Origin of the sequence: Kitasatospora cineracea (assembly GCF_003751605.1) — a bacterium.
In the GTDB taxonomy this organism is placed as follows: Bacteria; Actinomycetota; Actinomycetes; order Streptomycetales; family Streptomycetaceae; genus Kitasatospora; species Kitasatospora cineracea.
The window spans coordinates 4,086,686-4,109,329 of sequence record NZ_RJVJ01000001.1 but is presented as its reverse complement, the minus strand read 5'-3'; the positions used below and the strand labels follow the sequence as shown (position 1 = coordinate 4,109,329).

Sequence of the window (22,644 nt, the reverse complement as noted above, 5' to 3'; positions counted from 1 at the left end):
CCGCGCCGTGAACGGCGGCCGGCCCGGCGTCTCGTCCTGCCCGGCCGCGGGAACACGGCGGGCGAACTCCGATCCTTTCACGTCCCGCAGGCCACCGGGGCCACGGTCCGGGTGGCGGACAGCGAACGTCCGGAAGCCGCCGGGTGCCTCAGCCCGCGAGCGCCGCCTCCCCCGCCGCCCGCATCGCCGCCAGCGGGCCGCGCTCCACGCCGGTGAACCGCTCGAACTGCAGCACCGCCTGGTGCACCAGCAGGTCCAGCCCGCCCAGCACGGTGCCGCCGCGCTCCAGGCAGGCCGCGGCCAGCGCGGTCGGCCACGGGTGGTACAGCACGTCGAACAGCACGCCCGGCGCGGCCGTCAGCTGCGCCGCGAAGCCGTCGGTGGCCCCGACCGGCGTGGTGGAGACGGTCAGCGGCCCGTCCAGCGCCCGCGCGCCGTCCGCCCAGTCGGCGGTGCGCACCGGCACGCCCAGGCGCTCCCCCAGCGCCCGCATCTCGGCGGCCCGCCCGGCGCTGCGCACGTACGCGGTCACCTCGCCGTCGCAGACCTGGGCCAGCGCGGCCAGCGCGGACGAGGCGGTGGCCCCGGCGCCCAGCACCGCGGCCGATTCCACCCGTTCGACGCCGCGTTCGCGCAGCGCGTTGACCAGGCCGGGGACGTCGGTGTTGTCGCCGTGCCGCCGCCCGTCGCGGTCGAGGACCACGGTGTTGACGGCGTCCACCGCGCGGGCGGTGTCGCTGACGGTGTCCAGCAGCGGGCGGATCGCCCGCTTGAGCGGCATGGTCAGCGACAGGCCGGCCCACTCGGCGGGGTCGAGCCGGGTGACGAACGCCGCCAGGGTCGACTCGTCGACCTCGTGCCGGCCGTACTGCCAGCCGTCCAGCCCGAGCGCGGCGTACCCGGCGTTGTGCAGCGCCGGGGAGAGCGAGTGGGCGATCGGCGAGCCGAGCACGGCGGCCCGGTGCGGGGTGCTCACGTGGTGGGCCTTTCGAGAGGGGCGGGGCGGTGCAGGTACACGTCGACCGGGTCCTCGGACTCCAGCGCGAAGCCGTGCCGCTCGTACAGCCGCCGGGCGGGGCTGCCCTGCAGCACGTTCAGCCGGACGGCCAGGCCCGCGGCGTCGGCCCGCTCCAGCGCGGCGCGCAGCACCGCGGTGCCCAGGCCGCGGCCGTGCAGCGCCGGGTCGAGGTAGAAGTGCTCCAGCAGCAGGGTGCCGGGGGGATCGTCGGGGGCGAGCGCCAGGCAGCCGGCCGGTCCGGGGCGGCCGGGCACCTCGACCACCGAGGTGTGCTCGGGCCGGTACGCGTCGCGCAGCCGCTGCCGGACCCGGTGCTCGTCGTAGCGGCCGAGCCGTTCCAGGTCGGGGCGCATCGCCGCGGCCCGCAGTTCGGCCAGCGGTTCCAGGTCGGCGGCGGTGGCGGGGCGCAGCGTCCACGCCGCCGCGGCCGTCACTCGGTGCCCCGGCGGGTGCGGGCGGACCAGCGGCCCTCGCTGTGGGCGATCCGGATCGGGTGGCGGAAGCACTCGGAGACCAGTTCGGTGGTCAGCACCTCGGCGGCGGGGCCGGCCGCGGTGGTCAGGCCGTCGCGCAGCAGCAGGGCGTGGCTGGTGGTCTCGGGGAGCTCCTCCAGGTGGTGGGTGACCAGCACGGACGCCACCTCGGGGTAGCGGGCGCGCAGTTCGTCCAGGCTCTCCAGGAGCTGTTCGCGGGCGGTCAGGTCGAGGCCGGTGGCGGGCTCGTCGAGCAGCAGCAGCCGGGGTTCGGGCATCAGCGCGCGGGCGATCAGGACCCGGCCGCGCTCGCCCTGGGAGAGCGTGGTCCAGGGGCTCTCGGCGCGGTGCCCGACGCCCAGGGTGCGGATCAACTCCTCGGCGTGGTCGAGCTGTTCGGCCGTGGGCTTGCGGAACGGGTCCGGCTCGATGGACTGCGTGGTACCGGTCAGCACGACCTGGCGCACCGTCAGCGGGGAACGCAGCGGGTGCCGCGGGTTGACGTGCCCGAGGTGCCCGCGCAGCTCCCGGACGTCGACCTTGCCGAGCTGCCGCCCGAGCACCTTCACGGTGCCCGCGGTCGGGTGCTCGACCGCACCCAGCAGCGACAGCAGGGTGCTCTTCCCGGCCCCGTTCGCCCCGAGCACCGCCCAGTGCTCCCCGGCCCGGACGGTCAGCGAAACGTCCCGCAGCAGGTACTGCCCGCCCCGCACCACGTCGACGCGGGCAGCCTCCAACAGGGCCGGCTCGGGCAGGTGCGGCGTGCTCTCCGGTGTCTCCATCCGGATCACGCTACCCGCACCACCCGGCCGCCCCGCAAAGCCGTATCGACCACCGGACGGCGGCTCTTTTCAGTCGGGATCGATCAAGTTCCGGCCATCGAAAGCAAAGGCTTCACCAGCGCCGACCGTCATCGGCACACAATCGCCCCGCCCGTTCGTTCGTCCACCGATCGAGGAGTCTTCGATGTCCCGCGTCTTCCGTGTGATCGCCGCTACCGCACTCGCCGTCTCCGGTCTGTGGATCGGCACCGCCCAGGCGAGCGCCGCCTCCCTGCCGACCTGCACCAAGCAGGACTTCTTCTTCTACAAGCCCGTGGCGGACAACGGCTCGGACAGCTGCATCATGGGCTACGGCAACCAGGGCGACGGCGTGGTGGCGCTCCAGCGCGCTCTCGCGCAGTGCAACAACATCTTCATCGGGGTCGACGGGATCTACGGCAGCGAGACCAAGTCCGCCGTCGTCCAGATCCAGCGCGCCGCGGGCATCACGCAGGACGGCGTCTACGGCCCGAACACCCGCTCCCACATGCACTTCCTCTACATCGGCGGCTCGACCCCGTACTGCATCTGACCGGTGGTCGCCGGCGAGGCCGGAACACGGCGGCGACGGGCCACGGCGGCAGGAGCCGTGGCCCGTCGGTGCTCGCGAGCGCCGGCAGCGCGGACTACTTGCAGACCCCGCGGGACTTGTCGAAGCCCTGCCCGTGCGCGGTGCAGTTCTCCTGGACGTTCTTCAGGTGCTCGTCGTAGGTGGCCGCGAACCGGGTCTCGCTCGGGGACATCGCGTACCAGTAGACCCAGTCTCCGGGCGTCGGGTTGAGCACGGCCTGGATGGCCTCGTCACCGGGGTTCCCGATCGGGGTCGGCGGCAGGCCCTTGACCACGTAGGTGTTGTAAGGGCTCTTGTTCGTCTCGAGCTCGGCGTTCGTGAAGGTGATCCGGCCCAGCTGGTACTGCAGCGTCGTGTCGAGCTGCAGTTTGCCCTGGGTGGCGGTGGTGTTGAGGCGGTTGTACAGGGCTCGGGCCATCTTGCCGAAGTCCTGGTCGTTGTTGCCCTCCGCCTGGAGGATCGACGCTTCCTTGATCACGTCGTAGCCGTCCTTCAGCCCGACCTTCTGAGCCGCCTCGTCCAGCTTGAGGTCGCTGTAGTGCTGAAGCGCGTTGGCGACCATCTGCTTCAGCAGTTCCTCGGGCTTCATCCCGTCGGTGACCGAGTAGCGGGCCGGGTAGAGGAAGCCCTCGGGGTTGTTGCTCGCGTACGCGGGCAGGCCCAGGCTGCCGGCCTGCTCCTTGGCGACGTTCGCCGTGGTGCCCGCCTGGAGCTTCAGTTTGGCGTCGATCTTGCTGTAGACGTCAGCGGCCTTCATGCCCTCCGCGAAGATCAGCACGTTGCCGCCGTTGGAGTCCACCAGCTCCTTGAAGGCCGCGGCGGCGGACATCTGGTGCTTCATGGTGTAGATGCCGGGCTGGATGCCGCGGCCGCGCGGGTCCTTCTCGTACGCGGCGCTGAACGCCTTGATGCTCTTGACCACGCCCGCGTCGAGCAGGGCCTTGCCGATCGCGTCGCCGCCGGCGCCGTCCTTGACGGTGATGTTCACCGAGCCGGTGCCGTCGCCCTTGAAGTCCGGCGGCGGGCCGAAGCGCTCCTGGTAGATGCCGTAGCCCCACCAGCCGGCGCCGCCCAGGCCGCCGAGCAGCACCAGGGCGACCACCAGGCAGGCACCGCCGTTGCGGCGGCCCGACTTCTTGCTCTTCTCCTTGCGCTTGCGCTCGGCCTCGCGGGAGTTGTCCTGCTCGGAGAAGAACGACTCGTCCTCGGCCGCCTCCTCGTCCAGGTACTCGTCCTCGGCCCAGTCCTGGTGCTCCTGGTCGGCCCGCTCGTCGACCGCGGCGGCGGCGCTGCGGCGTCCGGCCGACGGGGCGTCGAGGGCGGCGGCCTCCGCCTCCCAGTCGATCCCGTCCGGCCCGGGGCCCCCGGCCGGCTCGGGCCCGCCCGCGGCGGCGGGGCGCTGCTGCTGCGGGCCTCCCGGTCCGGGCCGGCCCGGCCCGGGGCGCTGCGGCATGCCCGGCTGCTGGGGCTGCTGCCCCAGCAACTGCCCGACCGGGAAGCCGTGCGGCGGGGTGCCCTGCTGGGCCGTGCCCTGCTGCCCCGGCACGCCCTGGCGGGCACCGGGCTGCTGCTGCACGAACTGCTGCTGCCCGCCGTACGAGCCGCCCTGCGGCGCGCCCTGCTGCGGGTGGCCCTGGTGGCCCTGCCCCATCGGCATCTGCTGCGGCACCGGCTGCCCCTGCGGGTAGCCCTGCTGCTGCATCCCCGGCTGCTGCTGCACGAACTGCTGCTGCCCGCCGTAGGAACCGCCCTGCGGCACGCCGCCCTGCTGCTGCGGGTACCCCTGCTGCTGGACGAACTGCTGCTGGCCGCCGTACGAACCGCCCTGCGGCACGCCCTGCTGCGGGTAGCCCTGCGGTATCCCGCCCTGCTGCATGCCCGGCTGCTGCTGCATGCCCGGCTGCTGCTGCACGAACTGCTGCTGCCCGCCGTAGGAGCCGTCCTGCGGCACGCCGCCCTGCTGCTGCGGGTACCCCTGGGGGTACTGCTGGGGGTAGTCCTGCTGCCCGTACGGGCCCTGGGTCTGGGGCTGTTCGCCGGGGTACCACGGCTGGTCGCCCTGGGAGCCGTAGCGCCCGCTCTGATCAGTCATCGATCCCCTTACAGCGTCCAGGGTGTCCATCGAATCCGCGTGCTGTCCGCGCAGCACGTGGTCGGAGACGCTACCGTACCGCAGCGTAGCCAAGGACCGTCACTGACCGCTGTCGTTCACGGGGAAGCGGACGCCGAGGCCGGGGGCGAGGCGTGCTGGGCGCGGTAGGCGTTGAACTCGTCGACGTTCTTGCGCTGCTGCTCCTCGCTGTCGGTGAAGCGGGTGTCCCCGGGCTGGACGGTGACGAAGTACAGCCAGTCACCGTCGGCGGGGTGGAGGGCGGCGCGCAGCGCGTCCCGGCCGGGGTTGCCGATGGGGGTCGGCGGGAGGCCGGGGTGGGCGTAGGTGTTGAAGGGCGAGTCGAGTCTGGTGTCGTCGTGGGTGGTGGTGAGGGTGGAGCGGCCGAGTGCGTAGTTGATGGTGGAGTCGAGTTGGAGCGGCATCTTCTTCGCGAGGCGGTTGTAGACGACCCGGGCGACCTTGGCCATGTCCTCGGGGTTGTCGGCCTCGGCCTGGGCGAGGCTCGCGACGGCCAACAGCCCGTAGGGGGTCACGCCGTTGGCGGTGGCGGCGTCGGCGACGGCGGGGCCCTCGAGGTTGCCGTCGGCCTCCTTTACCATGTCTTGAAGGAGGGTCAGCGGGGTGCTGTCGCCGGTCACGGGGTAGGTGGCGGGGTAGAGGTAGCCCTCGAGGTGCCCGGCGGCGTCGGCGGGCAGGCCCAGCTCGGCGAGGTGCTGCTCGGCGGTGGCCTTGGCGGTGCCGGGCTTCAGGCCGAGCCGGGTGTCGATCGCGGCGAAGACCTGGGTGGAGCGCCAACCCTCGGGAACGGTCAGGGCGTTGGCGTTGGACGGATCGAGCAGCACGTTGAGCGCCGAGACCGCCGACATCTTCTCCTTGAGGGTGTATGTGCCGGGGTGGACGTTGCTGCCGGCCGGGCTCTTGGCCGCGGCGTCGGTGAACGCCCGGGCGGAGGCCACCACGTGTTTGGCCGTCAGGACCTTGCCGATCTGGGTGAGGCTGGCGCCCTGCGCCACCGACACCTGGACCTGGCCGGTGCCGCCGCCCGGGTAGTCGGGGGCCGGCGGCTTGCCCTCGGGCCAGAGCACGAACAGCGCGAGCGCGGCCGCCATCGCCACCCCGAGCAGCCCGGCGACGCTGAGGCAGCACGCGGCGCCGGTGCGGACCTGCTGCGGGTCCGGCGGCTCGACGCCGTACGGCAGGCCGGGCGGGGCGCCCTCGGGCTCGACGACGGGGGCACCGAGGTGGCCGGGGGTGAGTCCGGGCGCGGTGTACGGGTCGGTCACGGGGGCCCTTCCGGCGGCGGGCAAGGAGAGAGGGGCCCGTGCGGACGCGCGCCCGCACGGGCCCCTCTACCGGGAAGCTAACCCGTACCGGTCAGTTGACCGGCTCGACACTCTCGCCGGGCGCCCGGCCGCTCACCCGTTCGGTCTCCAGGGCTGACTGCAGGATGACCACGGCGGCGGCCTGGTCGATCACCGAGCGGCCCTTCTTGGACGACCGCCCGGAGGCGCGCAGCCCGGCGGCGGCGGTGACGGTGGTCATCCGCTCGTCCACCAGCCGCACCCCGACCGGGTGCAGCAGGCCGGCCAGCCGGCCCGCGTACTCGCGGACCTTGGCGGCGGCCGGGCCCTCCTTGCCGTTCAGCGAGCGCGGCAGGCCGACCACCACCTCGACCGCGTCGTACTCCTCGACGATCGCCTTCAGCCGGGCCTGCGAGCGGCCCCCGGCGGGGACGGTCTCCACCGGCGTGGCGATCAGCCCGTCGGGGTCGCAGACCGCGACCCCGATCCGGGCGTCACCCACGTCGACGGCGATCCGCCGGCCGCGCCGGAAGACCTTCTCCTCGGGCTCCATCAGGAAGCCCGCTCCGCGACCAGCGCCCGGACGGCGGCGATCGCCTCGCCGACCGCGGCCGGGTTCGTGCCGCCGCCCTGCGCGACGTCGTCCTTGCCGCCGCCGCCGCCGCCGAGGGTCTTGGCCGCGGCGCGGACCAGCTCGCCGGCCTTGATGCCGCGCGCGCGGGCGTCCTCGCTGGTGGCGATGACGGTCAGCGGGCGGTCGTTGGCCACGGTGAACGCGGCGACCACGGCCGGGCGGTTGCCGAGCCGGGCCCGGATGTCCAGCACCAGCTTGCGCAGCTCGTCCGCGCCGGTGCCGTCACCGACCCGGGCGGCGACCAGGGCCACGCCCCGGACGTCCTCGGCGCCCGCGGCCAGGCCGGCCGCGGCCGCGAGGACCTTCTCCGCGCGGAACTTCTCGATCTCCTTCTCGGCGTCCTTGAGCTTGGCGAGCATCCCGGAGATCTTCTCCGGCAGCTCCTCCGGGCGCCCCTTGACCAGCTCGGTCAGCTGGGAGACCACGGTGTGCTCCCGGGCCAGGAACTTGTACGCGTCGACGCCGACCAGCGCCTCGACGCGGCGCACGCCGGAGCCGATCGAGGACTCGCCGAGCAGCTTCACCAGGCCCAGCTGGGCGGTGTTGCCGACGTGCGTGCCGCCGCACAGCTCCTTGGAGAAGTCGCCGATGGTGACCACGCGCACCGAGTCGCCGTACTTCTCGCCGAACATGGCGATGGCGCCCTGCTTGCGGGCCTCGTCCATCGTCATCACCTCGGCGGTGACGTCGAGTTCGCGGACCAGCACCTCGTTGATCTTCTGCTCGACGTCGGTCAGCACCGAGCCGGGGACGGCCGCGGGCGAGCCGAAGTCGAACCGGAAGCGGCCCGGCGCGTTCTCCGAACCGGCCTGGGCGGCGGTCGGGCCGAGCGCGTCGCGCAGCGCCTGGTGGGTCAGGTGGGTGGCCGAGTGGGCGCGCGAGACGGCCCGGCGGCGGTCGGTGTCGATGGTGGCGTACGCGGACGCGCCGAGCACCACCTCGCCGAACAGCACCCCGCCGGAGTGCACGGTCACGCCGGGCACCGGCTGCTGGACGTCGCGGATCTCGACGACCGCGCCGGAGTCCAGCCGGATCCGGCCGTGGTCGGCGAGCTGGCCGCCGCCCTCGGCGTAGAACGGGGTGCGGTCGAGGACGATCTCGACCTCGTCGCCCTCGGTGGCGGCCGGCGAGGGGACGCCGTCCACCAGCAGGCCGACCACGGTGGCCTCGCCCTCGGTGTTCGCGTAGCCGGTGAAGACCGACGCGCCCGCCTTGTCGGCGACCTCGCGGTACGCGGCGACGTCGGCGTGGCCCATCTTCTTCGCCCTGGCGTCGGCCTTGGCGCGGTCGCGCTGCTCCTGCATCAGGCGGCGGAAGCCGGCCTCGTCGACCTGGAGGCCCTGCTCCTCGGCCATCTCCAGGGTGAGGTCGATCGGGAAGCCGTAGGTGTCGTGCAGCTTGAACGCCTGCTCGCCGGAGAGCACCGCGCCGCCGGACTGGCGGGTCTCGGTGACGGCGGCGTCCAGCAGGTTGGTGCCGGAGCGCAGGGTCTGGAGGAAGGCGTTCTCCTCGGCGACCACGACCGTCTCGATCCGCTTGCGGTCGGTCTCCAGCTCCGGGTACTGCGGGGCCATCGCCTTGATCGAGATGTCGATCAGGTCCTTGGCGACCGGCTCGGTGGCGCCCAGCAGCCGCATGTTGCGGATCGCCCGGCGCAGGATGCGGCGCAGCACGTAGCCGCGGCCCTCGTTGCCGGGGGTGACGCCGTCGCCGACCAGCATCAGCGCGGTGCGGAAGTGGTCGGTGACCACGCGCAGCGAGACGTCCGACTTGTGGTCGGCGCCGTAGGTGTGGCCGGTGAGCTCGGCGGCGCGGTCGAGGATCATCCGCGAGGTGTCGATCTCGAAGAGGTTGTCGACGCCCTGCAGGACGGCGGCGAGGCGCTCCAGGCCGAGGCCGGTGTCGATGTTCTTGCTCGGCAGGTCGCCGAGGATCTCGAACCCGTCCTTGCCGTCGCCGTGGCCGCGCTCGTACTGCATGAAGACCAGGTTCCAGATCTCCAGGTAGCGCTCGCCGTTGACCGCCGGGCCGCCCTCCTCGCCGTACTCGGGGCCGCGGTCGTAGTTGATCTCCGAGCACGGGCCGCACGGGCCGGGGACGCCCATCGACCAGAAGTTGTCCTTCATGCCCAGGCGCTGGATCCGCTCGGACGGGACGCCGATCACGTCCCGCCAGATCTGCTCGGCCTCGTCGTCGTCCTTGTAGACGGTGATCCAGAGCTTCTCCGGGTCCAGGCCGTAGCCGCCGTCCGCCACCGAGCCGGTGAGCAGCTCCCAGGCGAACTTGATGGCGCCTTCCTTGAAGTAGTCGCCGAACGAGAAGTTGCCGCACATCTGGAAGAACGAGCCGTGCCGGGTGGTCTTCCCGACCTCCTCGATGTCCAGCGTGCGGACGCACTTCTGCACGCTGGTCGCGCGCGAGAACTGCGGCTTGACCTCGCCCAGGAAGTACGGCTTGAAGGGCACCATGCCGGCGTTGACCAGCAGCAGGGTGGGGTCGTCGGCGACCAGCGAGGCCGACGGTACGACGGTGTGGCCGCGCTCCTCGAAGAAGCGCAGCCAGCGGCGGCGGATCTCTGCCGACTCCATCAGTGGGGGTCCTTCCGGTCGGTCGTGCGGCCCGGCAGCTCGCGCTGTCGGGGCTTGGCGACGATGGTCTGGGGGGTGGTGCGGCGCTCGGTGCGCGAGGACGGGGGCAGGGCGGCGGCCGGGGAGCCCGGGGCCGCCGAGATAGCTCGGACCCCGTCGTCGGCGGCCGCCGATCCGCTCAGCGCCCGGCGGCGCGGCGGCTCGACCACGGCGGTGCCGTCCAGGCCGAGGTCGGCGCGCAGCTGGCGCTCGCGCTCGTCCATGCCGGAGCGGACGTCCCGGGCGAAGCGCCTGGCGGCGTCGCCGAGGTGGAGCGCGCCGCGGGCGGCGGTGCCGGACAGCGAGTCCGGGGTGAGGCGGTGCACCGCCTCGTTGGCCTTGTTCGCGGCCCAGACCGCGGCACCCGCGCCGACGGCCATCCAGAAGATCCTGCGCACCATCGCGGTCAGCCCCTCACGGCCCGGCGGACCTTGGCCAGCAACCCGCCGCGCGGCGCCGTCGCGGCCCGCACCTCGGCCCGGATCATCCGGGCCAACTCCTCGCGCTCACCGGCCTGTTGCGGCACCCCGACCGGCCCGGCCTGCTGCCGGGCGGCGGCCTTGCGGACGCCGTAGCTGAACGCCGCCAGCTTCACCAGCGGCCCGCCCAGCGTCGCCGCCACGGTCGAGGACAGCGCCTTGGCGTCGGCCGCCGCGTCCTGCACGTTGGCGGTGATCTCGTCGACCCGCTCCAGCTGCTCGTGCGCGCTGCGGACGGCGCTGTTCGCGTCCTGCAGCAGCGGCACGGCCTGCTCGGTGACGGCGGAGACCAGCGCGGTCGCCTCCCGCAGCACCTTGGACAGCCGCACCAGCACCACGGCGAGCAGGGTGACCAGGACCGCCCAGAAGACGGCCACCAGCAGCCCGGCCAGCTCTCCCACGGACACCTTCGCGCGCTCCCTCGGCTGTGCTTGCGAAACTCTTGCGATCCCAGGGTTGAACCCTACCGTGACCACGGCTCGCTCCCCGACCGGTATATCCGCCGGTGGCCCGGCCCCGGCCCGGTCGGGTGTGCGAACCCGGCGCGTAACCTACCGTCAGGTCACCTCGTTGGGGGTGTGGCTCGCGGAGCGCGGGCCCGCCGGTTCCGGTCTCCTGCCGGTCCCCGGTGGTGCACCGGTACGGACGGGGGCGTCCCATGAACAGCACGTCGGCAGCGTCGAGGAGCCCGGGCCGGCTGCCCGCCGAGGTCACCAGCTTCGTCGGCCGGGCCGCCGAACTCGACCGGCTGTCCGCCCTGGTGGCCCGGGCCCGGCTGGTCACGGTGACCGGCCCGGGCGGCGTCGGCAAGTCCCGCCTGGCGCTGCGCGCCGCCGCCCGGCTGGCCGCCGGCTTCCCGGACGGCGCGCACCTGGCCGAGCTCGCCCCCGTGCAGGACCCGCTGCTGCTGGGCCACGCCGTGCTGGAGGCGCTGCAGCTGACCGACCACACCGCCCGCCCGCCGCTGGACGTCCTGGTCGAGCAACTCGCCGACCGCGAGGCCCTGTTGGTGCTGGACGGCTGCGAGCACCTGGTGGACGCCTGCGCCGAGCTGGCGGACGCGCTGCTGCGCGCCGCACCCGGCCTGCGGGTGCTCGCCACCTCCCGGCAGTCGCTGCGCGCCGCGGGCGAGCACCTGCTGCCGCTGGCCCCGCTGCCGTACCTGGCGGCCGACGGCGACGGGGCGGACCCGGAGGCGATGCTGCTGTTCGCCGACCGGGCCGCGGCCGTCCGGCCGGGCTTCCGGCTGGAGCCGCGCAACCGGGCCGGGGTGGCGCTGCTCTGCCGCCGGCTGGACGGCATCCCGCTGGCCCTGGAGCTGGCCGCCGGGCGGCTGCGCGCGCTGTCCGTCGAGCAGCTGGCGGCCCGGCTGGACGACCGCTTCCGGCTGCTCACCGGCGGCGAGCGGACGGCCCCGGCCCGGCACCGGACGCTGCGCACCGCGATCGGCTGGAGCCACGAGCTCTGCACGATGCAGGAACGTTTACTCTGGGCCCGCCTCTCGGTCTTCGCCGGCGGCTTCGACCTGGACGCCGCCGAGTACGTCTGCGCCGGCCGCGGCCTGGACCAGGACGACCTGTGCGAACTCGTCGACTCGCTGGTCGACAAGTCCGTGCTGGAACGCCTCGACGGCGAGGGCACCGTCCGCTTCCGGATGCTCGACACCCTGCGCGAGTACGGCGCCCACTGGCTGCGGGCCGGCGGCGACGACCGGCGGCTGCTGCGCCGCCACCGCGACTGGTACCTCGGCGTCGCCACCTGGGGCGAGGTCGAGTGGTTCGGCCCCCGGCAGGCCGAGACCGCCGAACGCACCCGGCTCGCCCACCCCAACCTCCGCGCCGCGCTGGAGTTCTCGCTCGCCGAGCCCGGCGAGGAGCAGCTCGCCCTCGTCCTGGCCGGCACCCTCTGGTACTTCTGGGTCGGCACCGGCCACCTCGGCGAGGGCCGGCACTGGCTCGACCGGGCCCTCGCGCTGGCCCCCGAACCCACCGACGCCCGGGCCAAGGCGCTCTGGGTCACCGGCTACCTCGCCACCCTCCAGGGCGACCTGGACCGGGCCCGCCCCGCCCTCGAGGAGTGCCGCCGCCAGGCCCTGGAGACCGGCGACGACCGGGCCCTGGCCTACGCCGTCCACCGCCAGGGCTGCGCGGCCCTGATCGGCGACGACCCGGCCCGCGCCGCCGAGCTGTTCGAGGAGGCGCTGTGGCACTACGACACCCTCGGCGAACTCAACTCCAACGTCCTGATGGCGATGTTCGAACTCGCCCTGGCCCGGCTCTTCCAGGGCGACGAGGAACGCGGCCGGGCCGGCATCGAACGCCTCCGGGAGACCTGCGAGGAGCACGGCGAGCAGTGGGCGTACGGCTACTGCCTGTACGCGATGGCCTTCGCCCGGCGGCAGGCCGGCGACCTGCGGCTGGCCCGGTCCTTCGCCCGCGAGTCGATGCGGCTGAACCACCTGTTCCGCGACCTGCTGGGCATCGTGCTGGCGATGGACCTGCTGGCCCTGCTGGCCACCGAGGGCCCGGACGCCGACCTGCACGAGGCCCGCGTCCTGCAGGGCGCCGCGCACCGGCTCTGGCGGGCCGTCGGCACCCCGTTCTTCGGCTCCCGCTCCTTCAACGGCCCGCACCTGGAGTGCGAGCGGCGCGCCCGCGACGGCCTCGACGGCGACGCCTACGCGGCGGCCTTCCGGCTCGGCTCCCGGCTCGACCTGGACGCCGCCGTCCGCCGCGCCCTCGACGGCGGCTCCCCCGAACCGCCCCCGGACGGCGGCGGCACCGACCGCCCCGGCCCGCCGCTCGACCCGGCCCGCCCGTACTCCCCCGTCGGCGCCTGACCCCGCCCGCCGGCCCGCGGACGGTCCGGAAACGGGAAACGCCCCCGCGGTCCGAGGACCGAGGGGGCGTTCCGCTCGCGGGTCAGCGCGAGTAGTACTCGACGACGAGCTGCTCGTCGCAGACGACCGGAACCTCGCGGCGCTGCGGCGCGCGGTCCAGGCGGAAGGCCAGGGCCTTCAGGTTGACCTCGAGGTACTTCGGGGTCTGGCCCTCGCCGGCGTTGCCGCCCTCGCGAGCCACCTGGAAGGGGACCTTCTCCTTGGACTTTTCCTTCACCGTGACGACGTAGCCCGGCTTCAGCTGGAACGAGGGCTTGTTGACCTTCGCACCGTTGACCTGGATGTGGCCGTGCACGACCATCTGGCGGGCCTGGTAGATGGTGCGGGCGATGCCCGAACGCAGGACCAGGGAGTCGAGGCGGACCTCGAGCAGGCCGACCAGGGCCTCGCCCGTCTTGCCCTCGATCTTCTTGGCGGCCTCGAAGGCACGCGCCATCTGCTTCTCGCTGAGGTCGTACTGCGCGCGCAGACGCTGCTTCTCGGTCAGACGGACCTTGTAGTCAGAGTTCTGCTTGCGGCCGCGGCCGTGCTGGCCGGGCGGGTACGGACGGGCCTCGAAGTACTTGACGGACTTCGGGGTCAGCGGAACGCCGAGAGCACGGGCGATCTTGACCTTGGGGCGCTTCTGGTTCGCCATGTTTCCTTTTCCTGTTCAGATACGGCTGTCACCAGGTGTTGACGGAGGACGCTTCTCGCGGCCCGGAGAAAAACCGCCCGTTGCCGGACGGTCAGCCGCTCTCCGCGACCGGGCACTATGTGCTTGCACACGGGACACCCACGACCGGGAAGGGTGGTGGACGACCCGCGACACCGAAGACCGGTGCGCGCCGCTCCTGGGGAACTCCCTCGCGGGAGGCCCCCGTTCAGTGCCCCGCTGGTGCGGCCGGTCGCTCCTCGCGGAACCCCGGGCCCGGGACACACTGCGAGCCAGTCTACAGGCTCCGGACCGGCCGGATTCACTGCCCCTTGAGCCGGGCCCTGGTCCACTCCGCGATCTCCGCGTACCGGGCCTCGCCGCCCCGCCGGGTCGGCCGGTAGTACTCCTTGCCGTGCACCTCGTCCGGCGCGTACTGCTGCGCGGCGATGCCCTCCGGCAGGTCGTGCGGGTACTGGTAGCCCTTGCCGTGCCCGAGCTTCTTCGCCCCGCCGTAGTGCGCGTCCCGCAGGTGCGCGGGCACCGCCCCGGCCAGGCCCTGCCGGACGTCCGCCAGCGCGGCGTCGATCGCCAGGTACGCCGCGTTCGACTTGGGCGCCAGGGCGAGCGCGATCGCCGCCTGGGACAGGATGATCCGCGCCTCCGGGAAGCCGATCAGCGCGACCGCCTGCGCGGCGGCCACCGCGGTGGACAGCGCCGTCGGGTCGGCCAGGCCGACGTCCTCGCTGGCGGAGATCATCAGGCGCCGGGCGATGAAGCGCGGGTCCTCCCCCGCCTCGATCATCCGGGCCAGGTAGTGCAGGGTGGCGTCCACGTCGCTGCCCCGGATCGACTTGATCAGCGCGCTCGCCACGTCGTAGTGCTGGTCGCCGTCCCGGTCGTAGCGCACCGCGGCCTGGTTGACCGCCGTCTCGGTCGCCGCCAGGGTCAGCACCTTCTCGCCCTGCTCCAGCGCCGCCCCCGCCGCCGCCTCCAGCGTGGTCAGCGCCCGCCGCGCGTCGCCCCCCGCCAGCCGCACCAGGTGGTCCTCGGCCTCCGCGCTCAACTCCACGCTGCCGCCCAGCCCGCGCTCGTCGGCGGCGGCCCGGCGCAGCAGGGTCCGGACGTCCTCGTCGGTGAGCGACTCCAGGGTGAGCAGCAGGCTGCGCGACAGCAGCGGGGAGATCACCGAGAAGTACGGGTTCTCGGTGGTCGCCGCGATCAGGGTGACCCAGCGGTTCTCCACCGCGGGCAGCAGCGAGTCCTGCTGGGCCTTGGAGAAGCGGTGGATCTCGTCCAGGAACAGCACCGTCTCCCGGCCGCTCATCCCGACCGCCCGCCGGGCCCCGTCGATCACCGCCCGGACTTCCTTGACCCCGTGCGTGATCGCCGAGAGCTCGACGAACCGGCCCTCCACCGCCTGGCTGATCACGTGCGCCAGCGTGGTCTTGCCCGTCCCCGGCGGCCCCCAGAGGATCACCGAACTCGTCGCCGCCGGCCCCTTCGCCCCCGCGACCAGCCGCCGCAGCGGCGACCCGTCCTTGAGCAACTGCTGCTGCCCCGCCACCTCGTCCAACGTCCGCGGCCGCATCCGCACCGCGAGCGGCGAACGCCCCGGCTCGGCACTCCGGCGTTCCTCGGCAGCATGCGTGAAAAGGTCGGGCTCGTCCACGCTCCGAGCCTATGCGACGCCTCCGACAGAAAACGCACCGCCAGGAAGCGCCCCTGCTTTCGCTCCCCTACTACTCGAAGCGCTCCGGGTCCCCCGCCCCGTAGCGGACGATCTCCGGCACCCCGTCCGAGAAGTCGACGACCGTGGTCGGCACCGTCCCGCAGTCGCCGGAGTCGACCACCGCGTCCAGGACGTGGTCGAGGCGTTCCTTGATCTCCCAGCCCTGCGTCATCGGTTCCTCCTCGTCGGGCAGCAGCAGGGTGCTGGAGACCAGGGGTTCGCCGAGTTCGGCGAGCAGGGCCTGGGTGACGGCGTGGTCGGGGATGCGGACGCCGACGGTCTTCTTCTTCGGGTGCAGCAGCCGGCGCGGCACCTCCTTGGTGGCGGGGAGGATGAAGGTGTAGCTGCCGGGTGTCGCCGCCTTGACGGCGCGGAAGACGTTGTTGTCGAGTTGCGCGAACTTGCCCAGCTGGGCGAAGTCCTGGCACATCAGGGTGAAGTGGTGGCGGTCGTCGAGCCGCCGGATGGTGCGGATCCGGTCCAGTCCGTCCCGGTTGTCCAGCCGGCAGCCGAGCGCGAAACAGGAGTCGGTGGGGTACGCGATGAGGGCGCCGTCCCGGATGCTCGCCACCACGGTGGAGATGGTGCGCGGCTGGGGCGTCTCGGGGTGCACGTCGAAGTACTTCGCCATTGCTCGCCCCTACTTCCCGGCCCGGGCCAGCACCGTCGCGGCGTGGTCGAAGACGTACTTCTGGAGGTCGCGCGGCGGCCGCTGGTAGCCGCGCGGGGCGGGGCGGGGCGGCAGGGTGACGGCGGGCTTGACCACCTCGTGGTACGGGACGGTGGAGAGCAGGTGGGCGATCATGTTGAGCCGGGCGCGGCGCTTGTCGTCGCTGTCGACGACGTTCCAGGGTGATTCGGGGATGTCGGTGTAGACGAACATCTCGTCCTTGGCCCGCGAGTAGTCCTCCCAGCGGGTGATGGACTCGACGTCCATCGGGGAGAGCTTCCACTGCCGCATCGGGTCGTCGAGCCGGTCGCGGAAGCGGCGCTCCTGTTCGACGTCGCTGACCGAGAACCAGTACTTGCGCAGCAGGATGCCGGCCTCGACCAGCATCCGTTCGAAGGTGGGGCACTGGTGCAGGAACTGCCAGTACTCCTCGTCGGTGCAGAAGCCCATCACCTTCTCGACGCCGGCCCGGTTGTACCAGGAGCGGTCGAACAGGACCATCTCGCCGGCCGCCGGGAGCTGCTCGACGTAGCGCTGGAAGTACCACTGGCCGCGCTGGCGCTCGGTGGGGGCGGGCAGGGCGGCGATCCGGGCGATCCGGGGGTTGAGGTACTCGGTGACGCGCTTGATGGCGCCGCCCTTGCCGGCGGCGTCCCGGCCCTCGAAGACGATCACCATCCGGACGCCCTCGGTGCGGACCCATTCCTGGAGCTGGACCAGTTCGCGCTGGAGGCGGAGCAGTTCGTCCTCGTAGAGCTTCTTCGGCATGCGCTTGGCACCGCGGGACTTCTTCCCGCCCCCGTTGCCCCTGCCGCCCCCGTCGCCCTTCCGGCCCTTGTCGCCCCTGCCCGTCCTGCCTGTGCTGGGTGCCGCCACTGGGTGTGCCCTCCGCTCGCCGGGTCGCCGATGCTGACGATCCCTCAGGCTACGGTCCGCCGGGCGGCGCCGCAGTTCGGACGGGGTGCGGGCAGGGCGCGGGTGTCCTTCCCCGGCGGGCACCGGCGGTCCCCTGTGCCGCCGGTGCCGATCGCGCCGGGGAAGGCCGGACCACTCTGCGGCACCCCCGGGTCCGAGGTCCAATGCATTGGTCCATAGCCTGGGGGCATGGATGTGGACACCCGGATGCTGCGCTGCCTGACCGTGGTCGGCGAGGAGGGCCAGCTGACCGCGGCGGCGGCCCGGCTGGGGGTCAGCCAGCCGACGCTGACCAAGCAGGTCCGGGCGCTGGAGCGGCAGCTGGGGGTGGAGCTGTTCCGCCGCTCGCGGGCCGGGATGGCGCCGACGGCGGCGGGCGCCGAGCTGCTGGCCCGGGCCGGGACGCTGCTGGCGGGCTGGGAGGAGGCGGTGCGGGCGGCCAGGCTGGCGGCGGCGGAGGCCGGCGGGGAGCTGCGGGTCGGCTTCGAGGGGTCGACGATGAGCCTGCTGGGCCGCGCGGTGGTGGAGGACTTCGCCCGCCGGATGCCGGGGTGGCGGCTGCGGTTGCGGCAGAACGACTGGTTCGACGAGTCCTCCGGCCTGGCCTCGGGCCGGCTGGACCTGGCGCTGTGGCACGCCCCGGCCTCGATGGCCGAGCGGTACTCGCACGTGCCGCTGGGCACCGAGGAGCGCTGGGTGGTGCTGGCGGCCGACCACCGGCTGGCGGCCCGCACCGAGGTGTCCGTGGCGGACCTGTGGGACGAGCCGTTCGTGGCGGTACCGGAGCAGGCCGGGGTGTGGCGGGACTACTGGCTGGGCGCGCCGGAGCGGGCGGGCCGGCCGGTGCGGATCGGGGCGGTGGCGCACAACGCGGACGAGTGGATGGCCGCGGTGGCCTGCGGGCAGGGGGTGGGGTTCGCGCCGCGCGCGGTGGGCCGCTGGAGCAGCCGCCCGGACGTGCGCTGCCTGCCGGTGCGCGGGCTGGGGCCGAGCCTGGTGGGGCTGTTCCGGCCGCGCGGGCGGGCGCAGACGCCCGCCATGGCGGCGTTCGCGGAGTCCTGCCGGCTGCACCTGGAGGTGCAGTTCCGGGCGACCGGTGGCGGCCGGTCCCCCGAAGCGGCGGCCGCTCAGACCTCGGCGAACGGCGCGGGGTAGCGGCACATGCCGTGCGGGGCGCGGTCGGCGCCGGGCAGCCGCAGGGCCTGGAAGTACCCGTCGGGGACGTCGAACGGCCCGGTGATGCGGTGTCCGGAGGCGGGGGCGAAGCCGAACCGGCCGTAGTAGCCCGGGTCGCCGAGCACCACCACGACGCGTTCGCCGGCCTCGGCGGCGGCGTCCAGCGCGGCCCGCACCACGGCGGTGCCGACGCCCTTGCGCTGCCACTCGGGGGCGACCGCGACGGGGGCGAGGGCCAGGCCCTTGCCGTTGCCGACCTTCAGCCGGGTGAGCAGCGCGTGGCCGATGACCACTTCGCGCTCGTCCACCGCGACCAGGGACAGTGCGGGCAGCCAGGCGGCGTCGCGGCGCAGCGCGTCCACCAGGTCCGCCTCTTCGGGGCCTGGGAAGGCCGCCATGTGCACCCGCCGGGTCTCGGCGGTGTCGGCGGGGAGCTCAACTCTGGTTCGTACGGTCATCCTTGACCCTTCTTGCGCTCTGCACCCCGTTGTGCAGCGTTCCGGGTGGTGCAGCATTCCGGCCCCGGGCGGTGGCAGCCTACTCCTGGTGGCCGCGCACCGGCCGGGGCCGGGACAAATCGTGATCTTTGTGATGCGCCGTCAGAATCCGACGGCGCTCGTGACGGTCCGTCAGGCGGTCGGCTCGGCCTCGGCCTTGGCGCCGTCCTTGTTCTCCTTGGCCTTGGGCTGGGCGTCCACGCCGGCCTCGCGGCGCTGGGCCGGGGTGATCGGGGTGGGGGCGCCGGTCAGCGGGTCGCCGCCGGTGGAGGTCTTCGGGAAGGCGATGACGTCCCGGATGGTGTCGTAGCCGCCCAGCAGGGTGACCACGCGGTCCAGGCCGAGCGCGATGCCGCCGTGCGGCGGCGGGCCGTAGTTGAAGGCGTCCAGCAGGAAGCCGAACTGCGAGGCCGCCTCCTCCTCGGACAGGCCGATCGCGTCGAACGCCCGCTTCTGCACGTCCCGCTGGTGGATGCGGATCGAACCGCCGCCCAGCTCCGAGCCGTTGAGCACCAGGTCGTACGCGTTGGAGAGCGCGCTGCCCGGGTCGGTGTCGAAGGTGGCGAGCGACTCGGCGGTCGGCGCGGTGAACGGGTGGTGCACCGCGTGCCAGCCCTGGAACTCGCCCTTGTCGTCCTCGATCGGCTCGAACATCGGGAAGTCCACGACCCAGAGGAAGGCCCACTGGGACTCGTCGATCAGCTGGCAGCGGCGGCCGATCTCCAGGCGGGCGGCGCCGAGCAGCTCCTGCGAGGGGGTCTTCTTGCCCGCGGCGAAGAACACCGCGTCGCCGGGCTTGGCGCCCGCGGCGGCGGCCAGGCCGGCCAGGTGCTCCTCGGACAGGTTCTTGGCGACCGGGCCGCGCAGCTCGCCGGTCTCGGCGTCCACCAGCACGTAGGCGAGGCCGCGGGCGCCGCGGGCCTTCGCCCAGTCCTGCCAGGCGTCGAGCTGCTTGCGGGGCTGCGAGGCGCCGCCGGGCATCACGACCGCGCCGACGTACGGGGCCTGGAAGACCCGGAACCCGGTGCCCTTGAAGTACTCGGTGAGGTCGGTGAGTTCCTGCCCGAAGCGGACGTCCGGCTTGTCGGAGCCGTAGCGCGACATGGCGTCGGCGTAGGTCATCCGGGGCAGCGGGTTCGGGATCTCGTAGCCGTGGACCTGCTTCCAGATCGCGGCGATGATCTTCTCGCCGAGCGCCAGGATGTCCTCCTGGTCGACGAAGGACGCCTCGATGTCGAGCTGGGTGAACTCCGGCTGCCGGTCGGCGCGGAAGTCCTCGTCGCGGAAGCAGCGGGCGATCTGGTAGTAGCGCTCCATGCCGGCCACCATCAGCAGCTGCTTGAACAGCTGCGGGGACTGCGGCAGGGCGTACCAGTGGCCCGGCTGGAGGCGGACCGGGACCAGGAAGTCGCGGGCGCCCTCGGGGGTGGAGCGGGTCAGGTACGGGGTCTCGATGTCGAGGTAGTCGTTCTCCTCCATCACCGTGCGGATGATGTGGTTGACCTTCGAGCGCAGCCGCAGCGCGCGGGCCGGGCCCTCGCGGCGCAGGTCGAGGTAGCGGTAGCGCAGCCGCACCTCCTCGTTGACCGAGCCGGGCTCGTACTCGGCGACCTGGAACGGCAGCGGCGCGGCCTCGGACAGCACCTCGATCGACTCGACGACGACCTCGACCGCGCCGGTCGGGATCTCCGGGTTCTCGTTGCCCTCCGGGCGGACCCGGACCTCGCCGACCACCTTCACGCAGTACTCGGAGCGCAGCCCGTGCACCGACTCCAGGTCGCGGACCACGACCTGCACGGTGCCGGAGGCGTCCCGCAGGTCGATGAAGGCCACGCCGCCGTGGTCACGGCGGCGGGCCACCCAGCCGGCCAGGGTGACGGTGGTGCCGGCGTGCTCCGCGCGGAGCGTGCCCGCGTCGTGCGTGCGGATCACAGCTGCTTCTCCTTCAGGGTGGTGACGAGCGCCTCAAGGGCGACGGGGGTCTGCTCGCCGGACTCCATGTCCTTGAGCTGGACCACGCCCTCGGCGAGGTCCCGGTCGCCCGCGATCAGGGCGTAGCGCGCACCCGACCGGTTGGCGGACTTCATGGCGTTCTTGATGCTCTTCACGCCGAAGGCCAGGTCGGTGGCGACGCCGGCCCGGCGCAGCTCGACGGTCTTGGCGAACAGCACGTTCTTGGCCTCCTCGCCGAGCGCCACCGCGTACACCTCGGTGGTGGCGGGCAGGTCGAGGACGACGCCCTCGGCCTCCAGCGCGAGGAAGGTGCGGTCCACGCCCAGGCCCCAGCCGACCGAGGGCAGCGCCGGGCCGCCGAGCATCTCGGACAGGCCGTCGTAGCGGCCGCCGCCGCCGATCGCGGACTGCGCGCCGAGGCCGCCGTGCACGAACTCGAAGGTGGTGCGGGTGTAGTAGTCCAGGCCGCGCACCAGCTTGGGGTCGTCGACGAACGCGACGCCCGCGGCGGTGAGCAGCTCGCGGACCTTCTCGTCGTACGCCTTGCACTCCTCGCAGAGGTGGTCGCGCAGCTTGGGCGCGTCCACCAGCTGGGCCTGGACGGCCTCGCGCTTGTCGTCGAGCACGCGCAGCGGGTTGATCTCCGCGCGGCGGCGGGTGTCCTCGTCCAGGTCGAGGCCGGCCAGGAACTCGACCAGGGCGGCGCGGTAGACCGGGCGGCACTGCTTGTCGCCGAGCGAGTTGAGCAGCAGGCGGTAGTCGCGCAGGCCGAGCGAGCGGAAGGCGTCGTCGGCGAGGATGATCAGCTCGGCGTCGAGCGCCGGGTCCTCGGCGCCGATCGCCTCCGCGCCGACCTGCGAGAACTGCCGGTAGCGGCCCTTCTGCGGGCGTTCGTAGCGGTAGAAGTTGCCGGAGTACCAGAGCTTGACCGGCAGGTTGCCGAGCTTGTGGAGGCTGGCCTCCAGCGCGGCCCGGACCACCGAGGCGGTGCCCTCGGGGCGCAGCGCCAGCGACTCGCTGCTCTCGGGGCGCCGGGCGAGGGTGAACATCTCCTTGGTGACGATGTCGGTGGACTCGCCGACACCGCGGGAGAACAGCTTGACGTCCTCGAACACGGGGGTCTCGACGTAGCCGTACCCGGCGCGGCGCAGCGGCCCGGAGAGCCGGTCGCGGATCGCCAGGTAGGCCGCGGAGTTGACCGTCGGCAGCAGGTCGAAGGTGCCCTTGGGGGCGGTGAAGGTGCTCAACTTCTCTTCCGTCACATTCCTCGTCGCGGGAAGGCCGGTGCGTCCGGCGCACCGCCCGCCTGCCGGAGGTAGGGGTTGGTGGCGCGCTCTCGGCCGATGGTGGTCTGCGAGCCGTGGCCGGAGAGCACCACGGTCGCGTCGTCGAGGGGCAGGCACACCCGGGCCAGCGAGCGCATGATCGCTCCGCTGTCTCCGCCCGGGAGGTCGGTACGCCCGATGGAGCCGGCGAACAGCAGGTCGCCCGAGAACAGCACCGGCGGGACCTCTGCCGATGCGGGCGTCCTGAACGTCACCGACCCCTCGGTATGGCCGGGGGCGTGGTCGACGGTGAGGTGCATCCCGGCGAGCTCCAGCACGCTGCCGTCGGCCAACTCGCGGACGTCGTCCGGCTCGCCGACGGTGATCGAGCCCATCAGCTGCTGCCCGAGCGAGCGCCCGAGCGCCTTCTCCGGGTCCGCCAGCATGTAGCGGTCCGCGGGGTGGATCCAGGCCGGGACGCCCTGCGCGCCGCAGACCGGGACGACCGAGGCGACGTGGTCGATGTGCCCGTGGGTGAGCAGCACCGCGACCGGCTTGAGCCGGTGCTCGCGGATCAACTCCTCGACGCCGGCGGCCGCTTCGTGCCCGGGGTCGACGATCACGCACTCCTCACCGGCGGCGGGTGCGACCAGGTAGCAGTTGGTGCCCCAGGCCCCGGCGGGGAATCCGGCGACGAACACGCGAGTCCTTCGTTTCATGCGGCGGCGGTCTGCTTTTCCCCCGCAGCCTACCGGCGGCACCGGGCCGCGGGCGAACCGGTTGTCCGGTGCGTTCAGACCTTTCTCATCTCGCGCTGATCCCGTCCTGACGCGCGGGGTCCTTACACTGGCCGCCGACGGATGCGA

At 73.2% G+C, this 22,644-nt stretch carries 20 protein-coding genes; 3 read left to right on the top strand and 17 right to left on the bottom strand.

Annotated elements, in window-relative coordinates:
• Positions 1-148: 148 nt before the first annotated feature.
• Genes EDD39_RS18690 through EDD39_RS18680 form a run of 3 tightly spaced genes read right to left on the bottom strand, consistent with a single transcriptional unit; the run spans position 149 to position 2,273 of the window.
• Entirely contained in the window at positions 149-976 is an 828-nt protein-coding gene (locus tag EDD39_RS18690) for a shikimate dehydrogenase (RefSeq protein WP_123557496.1), read from the bottom strand.
• On the bottom strand, positions 973-1,452 hold the full coding sequence (locus EDD39_RS18685; protein WP_123557494.1) for a GNAT family N-acetyltransferase: 480 nt from the start codon (positions 1,450-1,452) through the stop codon (positions 973-975). Before EDD39_RS18685 ends, EDD39_RS18690 begins: the two co-directional genes overlap by 4 nt.
• The gene (locus tag EDD39_RS18680; RefSeq protein WP_123560572.1) at positions 1,449-2,273 is read right to left on the bottom strand and encodes an ABC transporter ATP-binding protein; all 825 of its coding nucleotides are present in this window, start codon (positions 2,271-2,273) and stop codon (positions 1,449-1,451) included. The genes EDD39_RS18685 and EDD39_RS18680 overlap by 4 nt, the downstream gene beginning before the upstream one ends.
• A 184-nt stretch (positions 2,274-2,457) precedes the next feature.
• Here EDD39_RS18680 and EDD39_RS18675 point away from each other — a divergent pair, with 184 nt between their 5' ends.
• Positions 2,458-2,844, top strand: a complete 387-nt coding sequence (locus EDD39_RS18675) for a peptidoglycan-binding domain-containing protein (RefSeq protein WP_123557492.1) — start codon at positions 2,458-2,460, stop codon at positions 2,842-2,844.
• Positions 2,845-2,938: 94 nt separating this feature from the next.
• Here EDD39_RS18675 and mltG (EDD39_RS18670) read toward each other — a convergent pair whose 3' ends face one another.
• The 6 genes from mltG (EDD39_RS18670) to EDD39_RS18645 form a co-directional block, all read right to left on the bottom strand.
• A complete protein-coding gene (gene mltG, locus EDD39_RS18670) occupies positions 2,939-4,975 on the bottom strand; it encodes an endolytic transglycosylase MltG (protein ID WP_123557490.1) in 2,037 nt (678 codons plus the stop codon).
• Positions 4,976-5,091: 116 nt separating this feature from the next.
• Positions 5,092-6,279, bottom strand: coding sequence for an endolytic transglycosylase MltG (gene mltG / locus EDD39_RS18665; protein WP_244256786.1), 1,188 nt, complete (start codon positions 6,277-6,279; stop codon positions 5,092-5,094).
• Positions 6,280-6,370: 91 nt separating this feature from the next.
• A complete protein-coding gene (gene ruvX, locus EDD39_RS18660; RefSeq protein WP_123557488.1) occupies positions 6,371-6,850 on the bottom strand; it encodes a Holliday junction resolvase RuvX in 480 nt (159 codons plus the stop codon).
• Positions 6,850-9,519 carry an alanine--tRNA ligase gene (alaS, locus tag EDD39_RS18655; protein ID WP_123557486.1) on the bottom strand — a complete coding sequence of 890 codons (2,670 nt, stop codon included), beginning with the start codon at positions 9,517-9,519 and terminating at the stop codon, positions 6,850-6,852. The genes ruvX and alaS overlap by 1 nt, the downstream gene beginning before the upstream one ends.
• The gene (locus tag EDD39_RS18650) at positions 9,519-9,959 is read right to left on the bottom strand and encodes a DUF6167 family protein (protein ID WP_123557484.1); all 441 of its coding nucleotides are present in this window, start codon (positions 9,957-9,959) and stop codon (positions 9,519-9,521) included. The genes alaS and EDD39_RS18650 overlap by 1 nt, the downstream gene beginning before the upstream one ends.
• A 5-nt stretch (positions 9,960-9,964) precedes the next feature.
• Entirely contained in the window at positions 9,965-10,444 is a 480-nt protein-coding gene (locus EDD39_RS18645; protein WP_208765527.1) for a DUF948 domain-containing protein, read from the bottom strand.
• 251 nt (positions 10,445-10,695) lie between these two features.
• Between EDD39_RS18645 and EDD39_RS18640 the strand changes: the two genes are divergently transcribed.
• Complete coding sequence (locus EDD39_RS18640) at positions 10,696-12,876, top strand: ATP-binding protein (protein WP_123557482.1); 2,181 nt, start codon at positions 10,696-10,698, stop codon at positions 12,874-12,876.
• Positions 12,877-12,958: 82 nt separating this feature from the next.
• Here EDD39_RS18640 and rpsD read toward each other — a convergent pair whose 3' ends face one another.
• From rpsD to ppk2, 4 genes are all read right to left on the bottom strand, one after another.
• On the bottom strand, positions 12,959-13,573 hold the full coding sequence (rpsD, locus tag EDD39_RS18635; RefSeq protein ID WP_030459141.1) for a 30S ribosomal protein S4: 615 nt from the start codon (positions 13,571-13,573) through the stop codon (positions 12,959-12,961).
• Between the two features lie 319 nt (positions 13,574-13,892).
• Positions 13,893-15,242, bottom strand: a complete 1,350-nt coding sequence (locus EDD39_RS18630) for a replication-associated recombination protein A (protein WP_123557480.1) — start codon at positions 15,240-15,242, stop codon at positions 13,893-13,895.
• Positions 15,243-15,312: 70 nt separating this feature from the next.
• Positions 15,313-15,933, bottom strand: coding sequence for an L-threonylcarbamoyladenylate synthase (locus EDD39_RS18625; RefSeq protein WP_123557478.1), 621 nt, complete (start codon positions 15,931-15,933; stop codon positions 15,313-15,315).
• A 9-nt stretch (positions 15,934-15,942) separates the two neighbouring features.
• The gene (gene ppk2, locus EDD39_RS18620; RefSeq protein WP_123557476.1) at positions 15,943-16,740 is read right to left on the bottom strand and encodes a polyphosphate kinase 2; all 798 of its coding nucleotides are present in this window, start codon (positions 16,738-16,740) and stop codon (positions 15,943-15,945) included.
• Positions 16,741-17,076: 336 nt separating this feature from the next.
• On the opposite strand from ppk2, the gene EDD39_RS18615 reads away from it, so the two are divergent.
• Positions 17,077-18,042: a LysR family transcriptional regulator gene (locus EDD39_RS18615; protein WP_123557474.1), complete on the top strand. Its 966-nt coding sequence runs from the start codon at positions 17,077-17,079 to the stop codon at positions 18,040-18,042.
• On the opposite strand, the gene EDD39_RS18610 is transcribed toward EDD39_RS18615, so the two are convergent.
• From EDD39_RS18610 to EDD39_RS18595, 4 genes are all read right to left on the bottom strand, one after another.
• A complete protein-coding gene (locus EDD39_RS18610; protein ID WP_123557472.1) occupies positions 18,015-18,521 on the bottom strand; it encodes a GNAT family N-acetyltransferase in 507 nt (168 codons plus the stop codon). The genes EDD39_RS18615 and EDD39_RS18610 overlap by 28 nt on opposite strands.
• Before the next feature lie 171 nt (positions 18,522-18,692).
• A complete protein-coding gene (gene aspS / locus EDD39_RS18605) occupies positions 18,693-20,492 on the bottom strand; it encodes an aspartate--tRNA ligase (protein ID WP_123557470.1) in 1,800 nt (599 codons plus the stop codon).
• Entirely contained in the window at positions 20,489-21,760 is a 1,272-nt protein-coding gene (hisS, locus tag EDD39_RS18600) for a histidine--tRNA ligase (protein WP_123557468.1), read from the bottom strand. Before hisS ends, aspS begins: the two co-directional genes overlap by 4 nt.
• An 11-nt stretch (positions 21,761-21,771) precedes the next feature.
• Positions 21,772-22,479 carry an MBL fold metallo-hydrolase gene (locus EDD39_RS18595; protein WP_030459133.1) on the bottom strand — a complete coding sequence of 236 codons (708 nt, stop codon included), beginning with the start codon at positions 22,477-22,479 and terminating at the stop codon, positions 21,772-21,774.
• Positions 22,480-22,644: the final 165 nt, after the last annotated feature.

Bases quoted from the DNA above. Each gene is read 5' to 3' on its own strand.
- ppk2 (WP_123557476.1), bottom strand. From the start codon at position 16,740: ATGCCGAAGAAGCTCTACGAGGACGAACTGCTCCGCCTCCAGCGCGAA.
- EDD39_RS18610 (WP_123557472.1), bottom strand. From the start codon at position 18,521: ATGACCGTACGAACCAGAGTTGAGCTCCCCGCCGACACCGCCGAGACC.
- EDD39_RS18615 (WP_123557474.1), top strand. From the start codon at position 17,077: ATGGATGTGGACACCCGGATGCTGCGCTGCCTGACCGTGGTCGGCGAG.
- EDD39_RS18650 (WP_123557484.1), bottom strand. From the start codon at position 9,959: ATGGTGCGCAGGATCTTCTGGATGGCCGTCGGCGCGGGTGCCGCGGTC.
- EDD39_RS18675 (WP_123557492.1), top strand. From the start codon at position 2,458: ATGTCCCGCGTCTTCCGTGTGATCGCCGCTACCGCACTCGCCGTCTCC.
- rpsD (WP_030459141.1), bottom strand. From the start codon at position 13,573: ATGGCGAACCAGAAGCGCCCCAAGGTCAAGATCGCCCGTGCTCTCGGC.
- EDD39_RS18625 (WP_123557478.1), bottom strand. From the start codon at position 15,933: ATGGCGAAGTACTTCGACGTGCACCCCGAGACGCCCCAGCCGCGCACC.
- alaS (WP_123557486.1), bottom strand. From the start codon at position 9,519: ATGGAGTCGGCAGAGATCCGCCGCCGCTGGCTGCGCTTCTTCGAGGAG.
- EDD39_RS18680 (WP_123560572.1), bottom strand. From the start codon at position 2,273: ATGGAGACACCGGAGAGCACGCCGCACCTGCCCGAGCCGGCCCTGTTG.
- ruvX (WP_123557488.1), bottom strand. From the start codon at position 6,850: ATGGAGCCCGAGGAGAAGGTCTTCCGGCGCGGCCGGCGGATCGCCGTC.
- mltG (WP_123557490.1), bottom strand. From the start codon at position 4,975: ATGACTGATCAGAGCGGGCGCTACGGCTCCCAGGGCGACCAGCCGTGG.
- EDD39_RS18640 (WP_123557482.1), top strand. From the start codon at position 10,696: ATGAACAGCACGTCGGCAGCGTCGAGGAGCCCGGGCCGGCTGCCCGCC.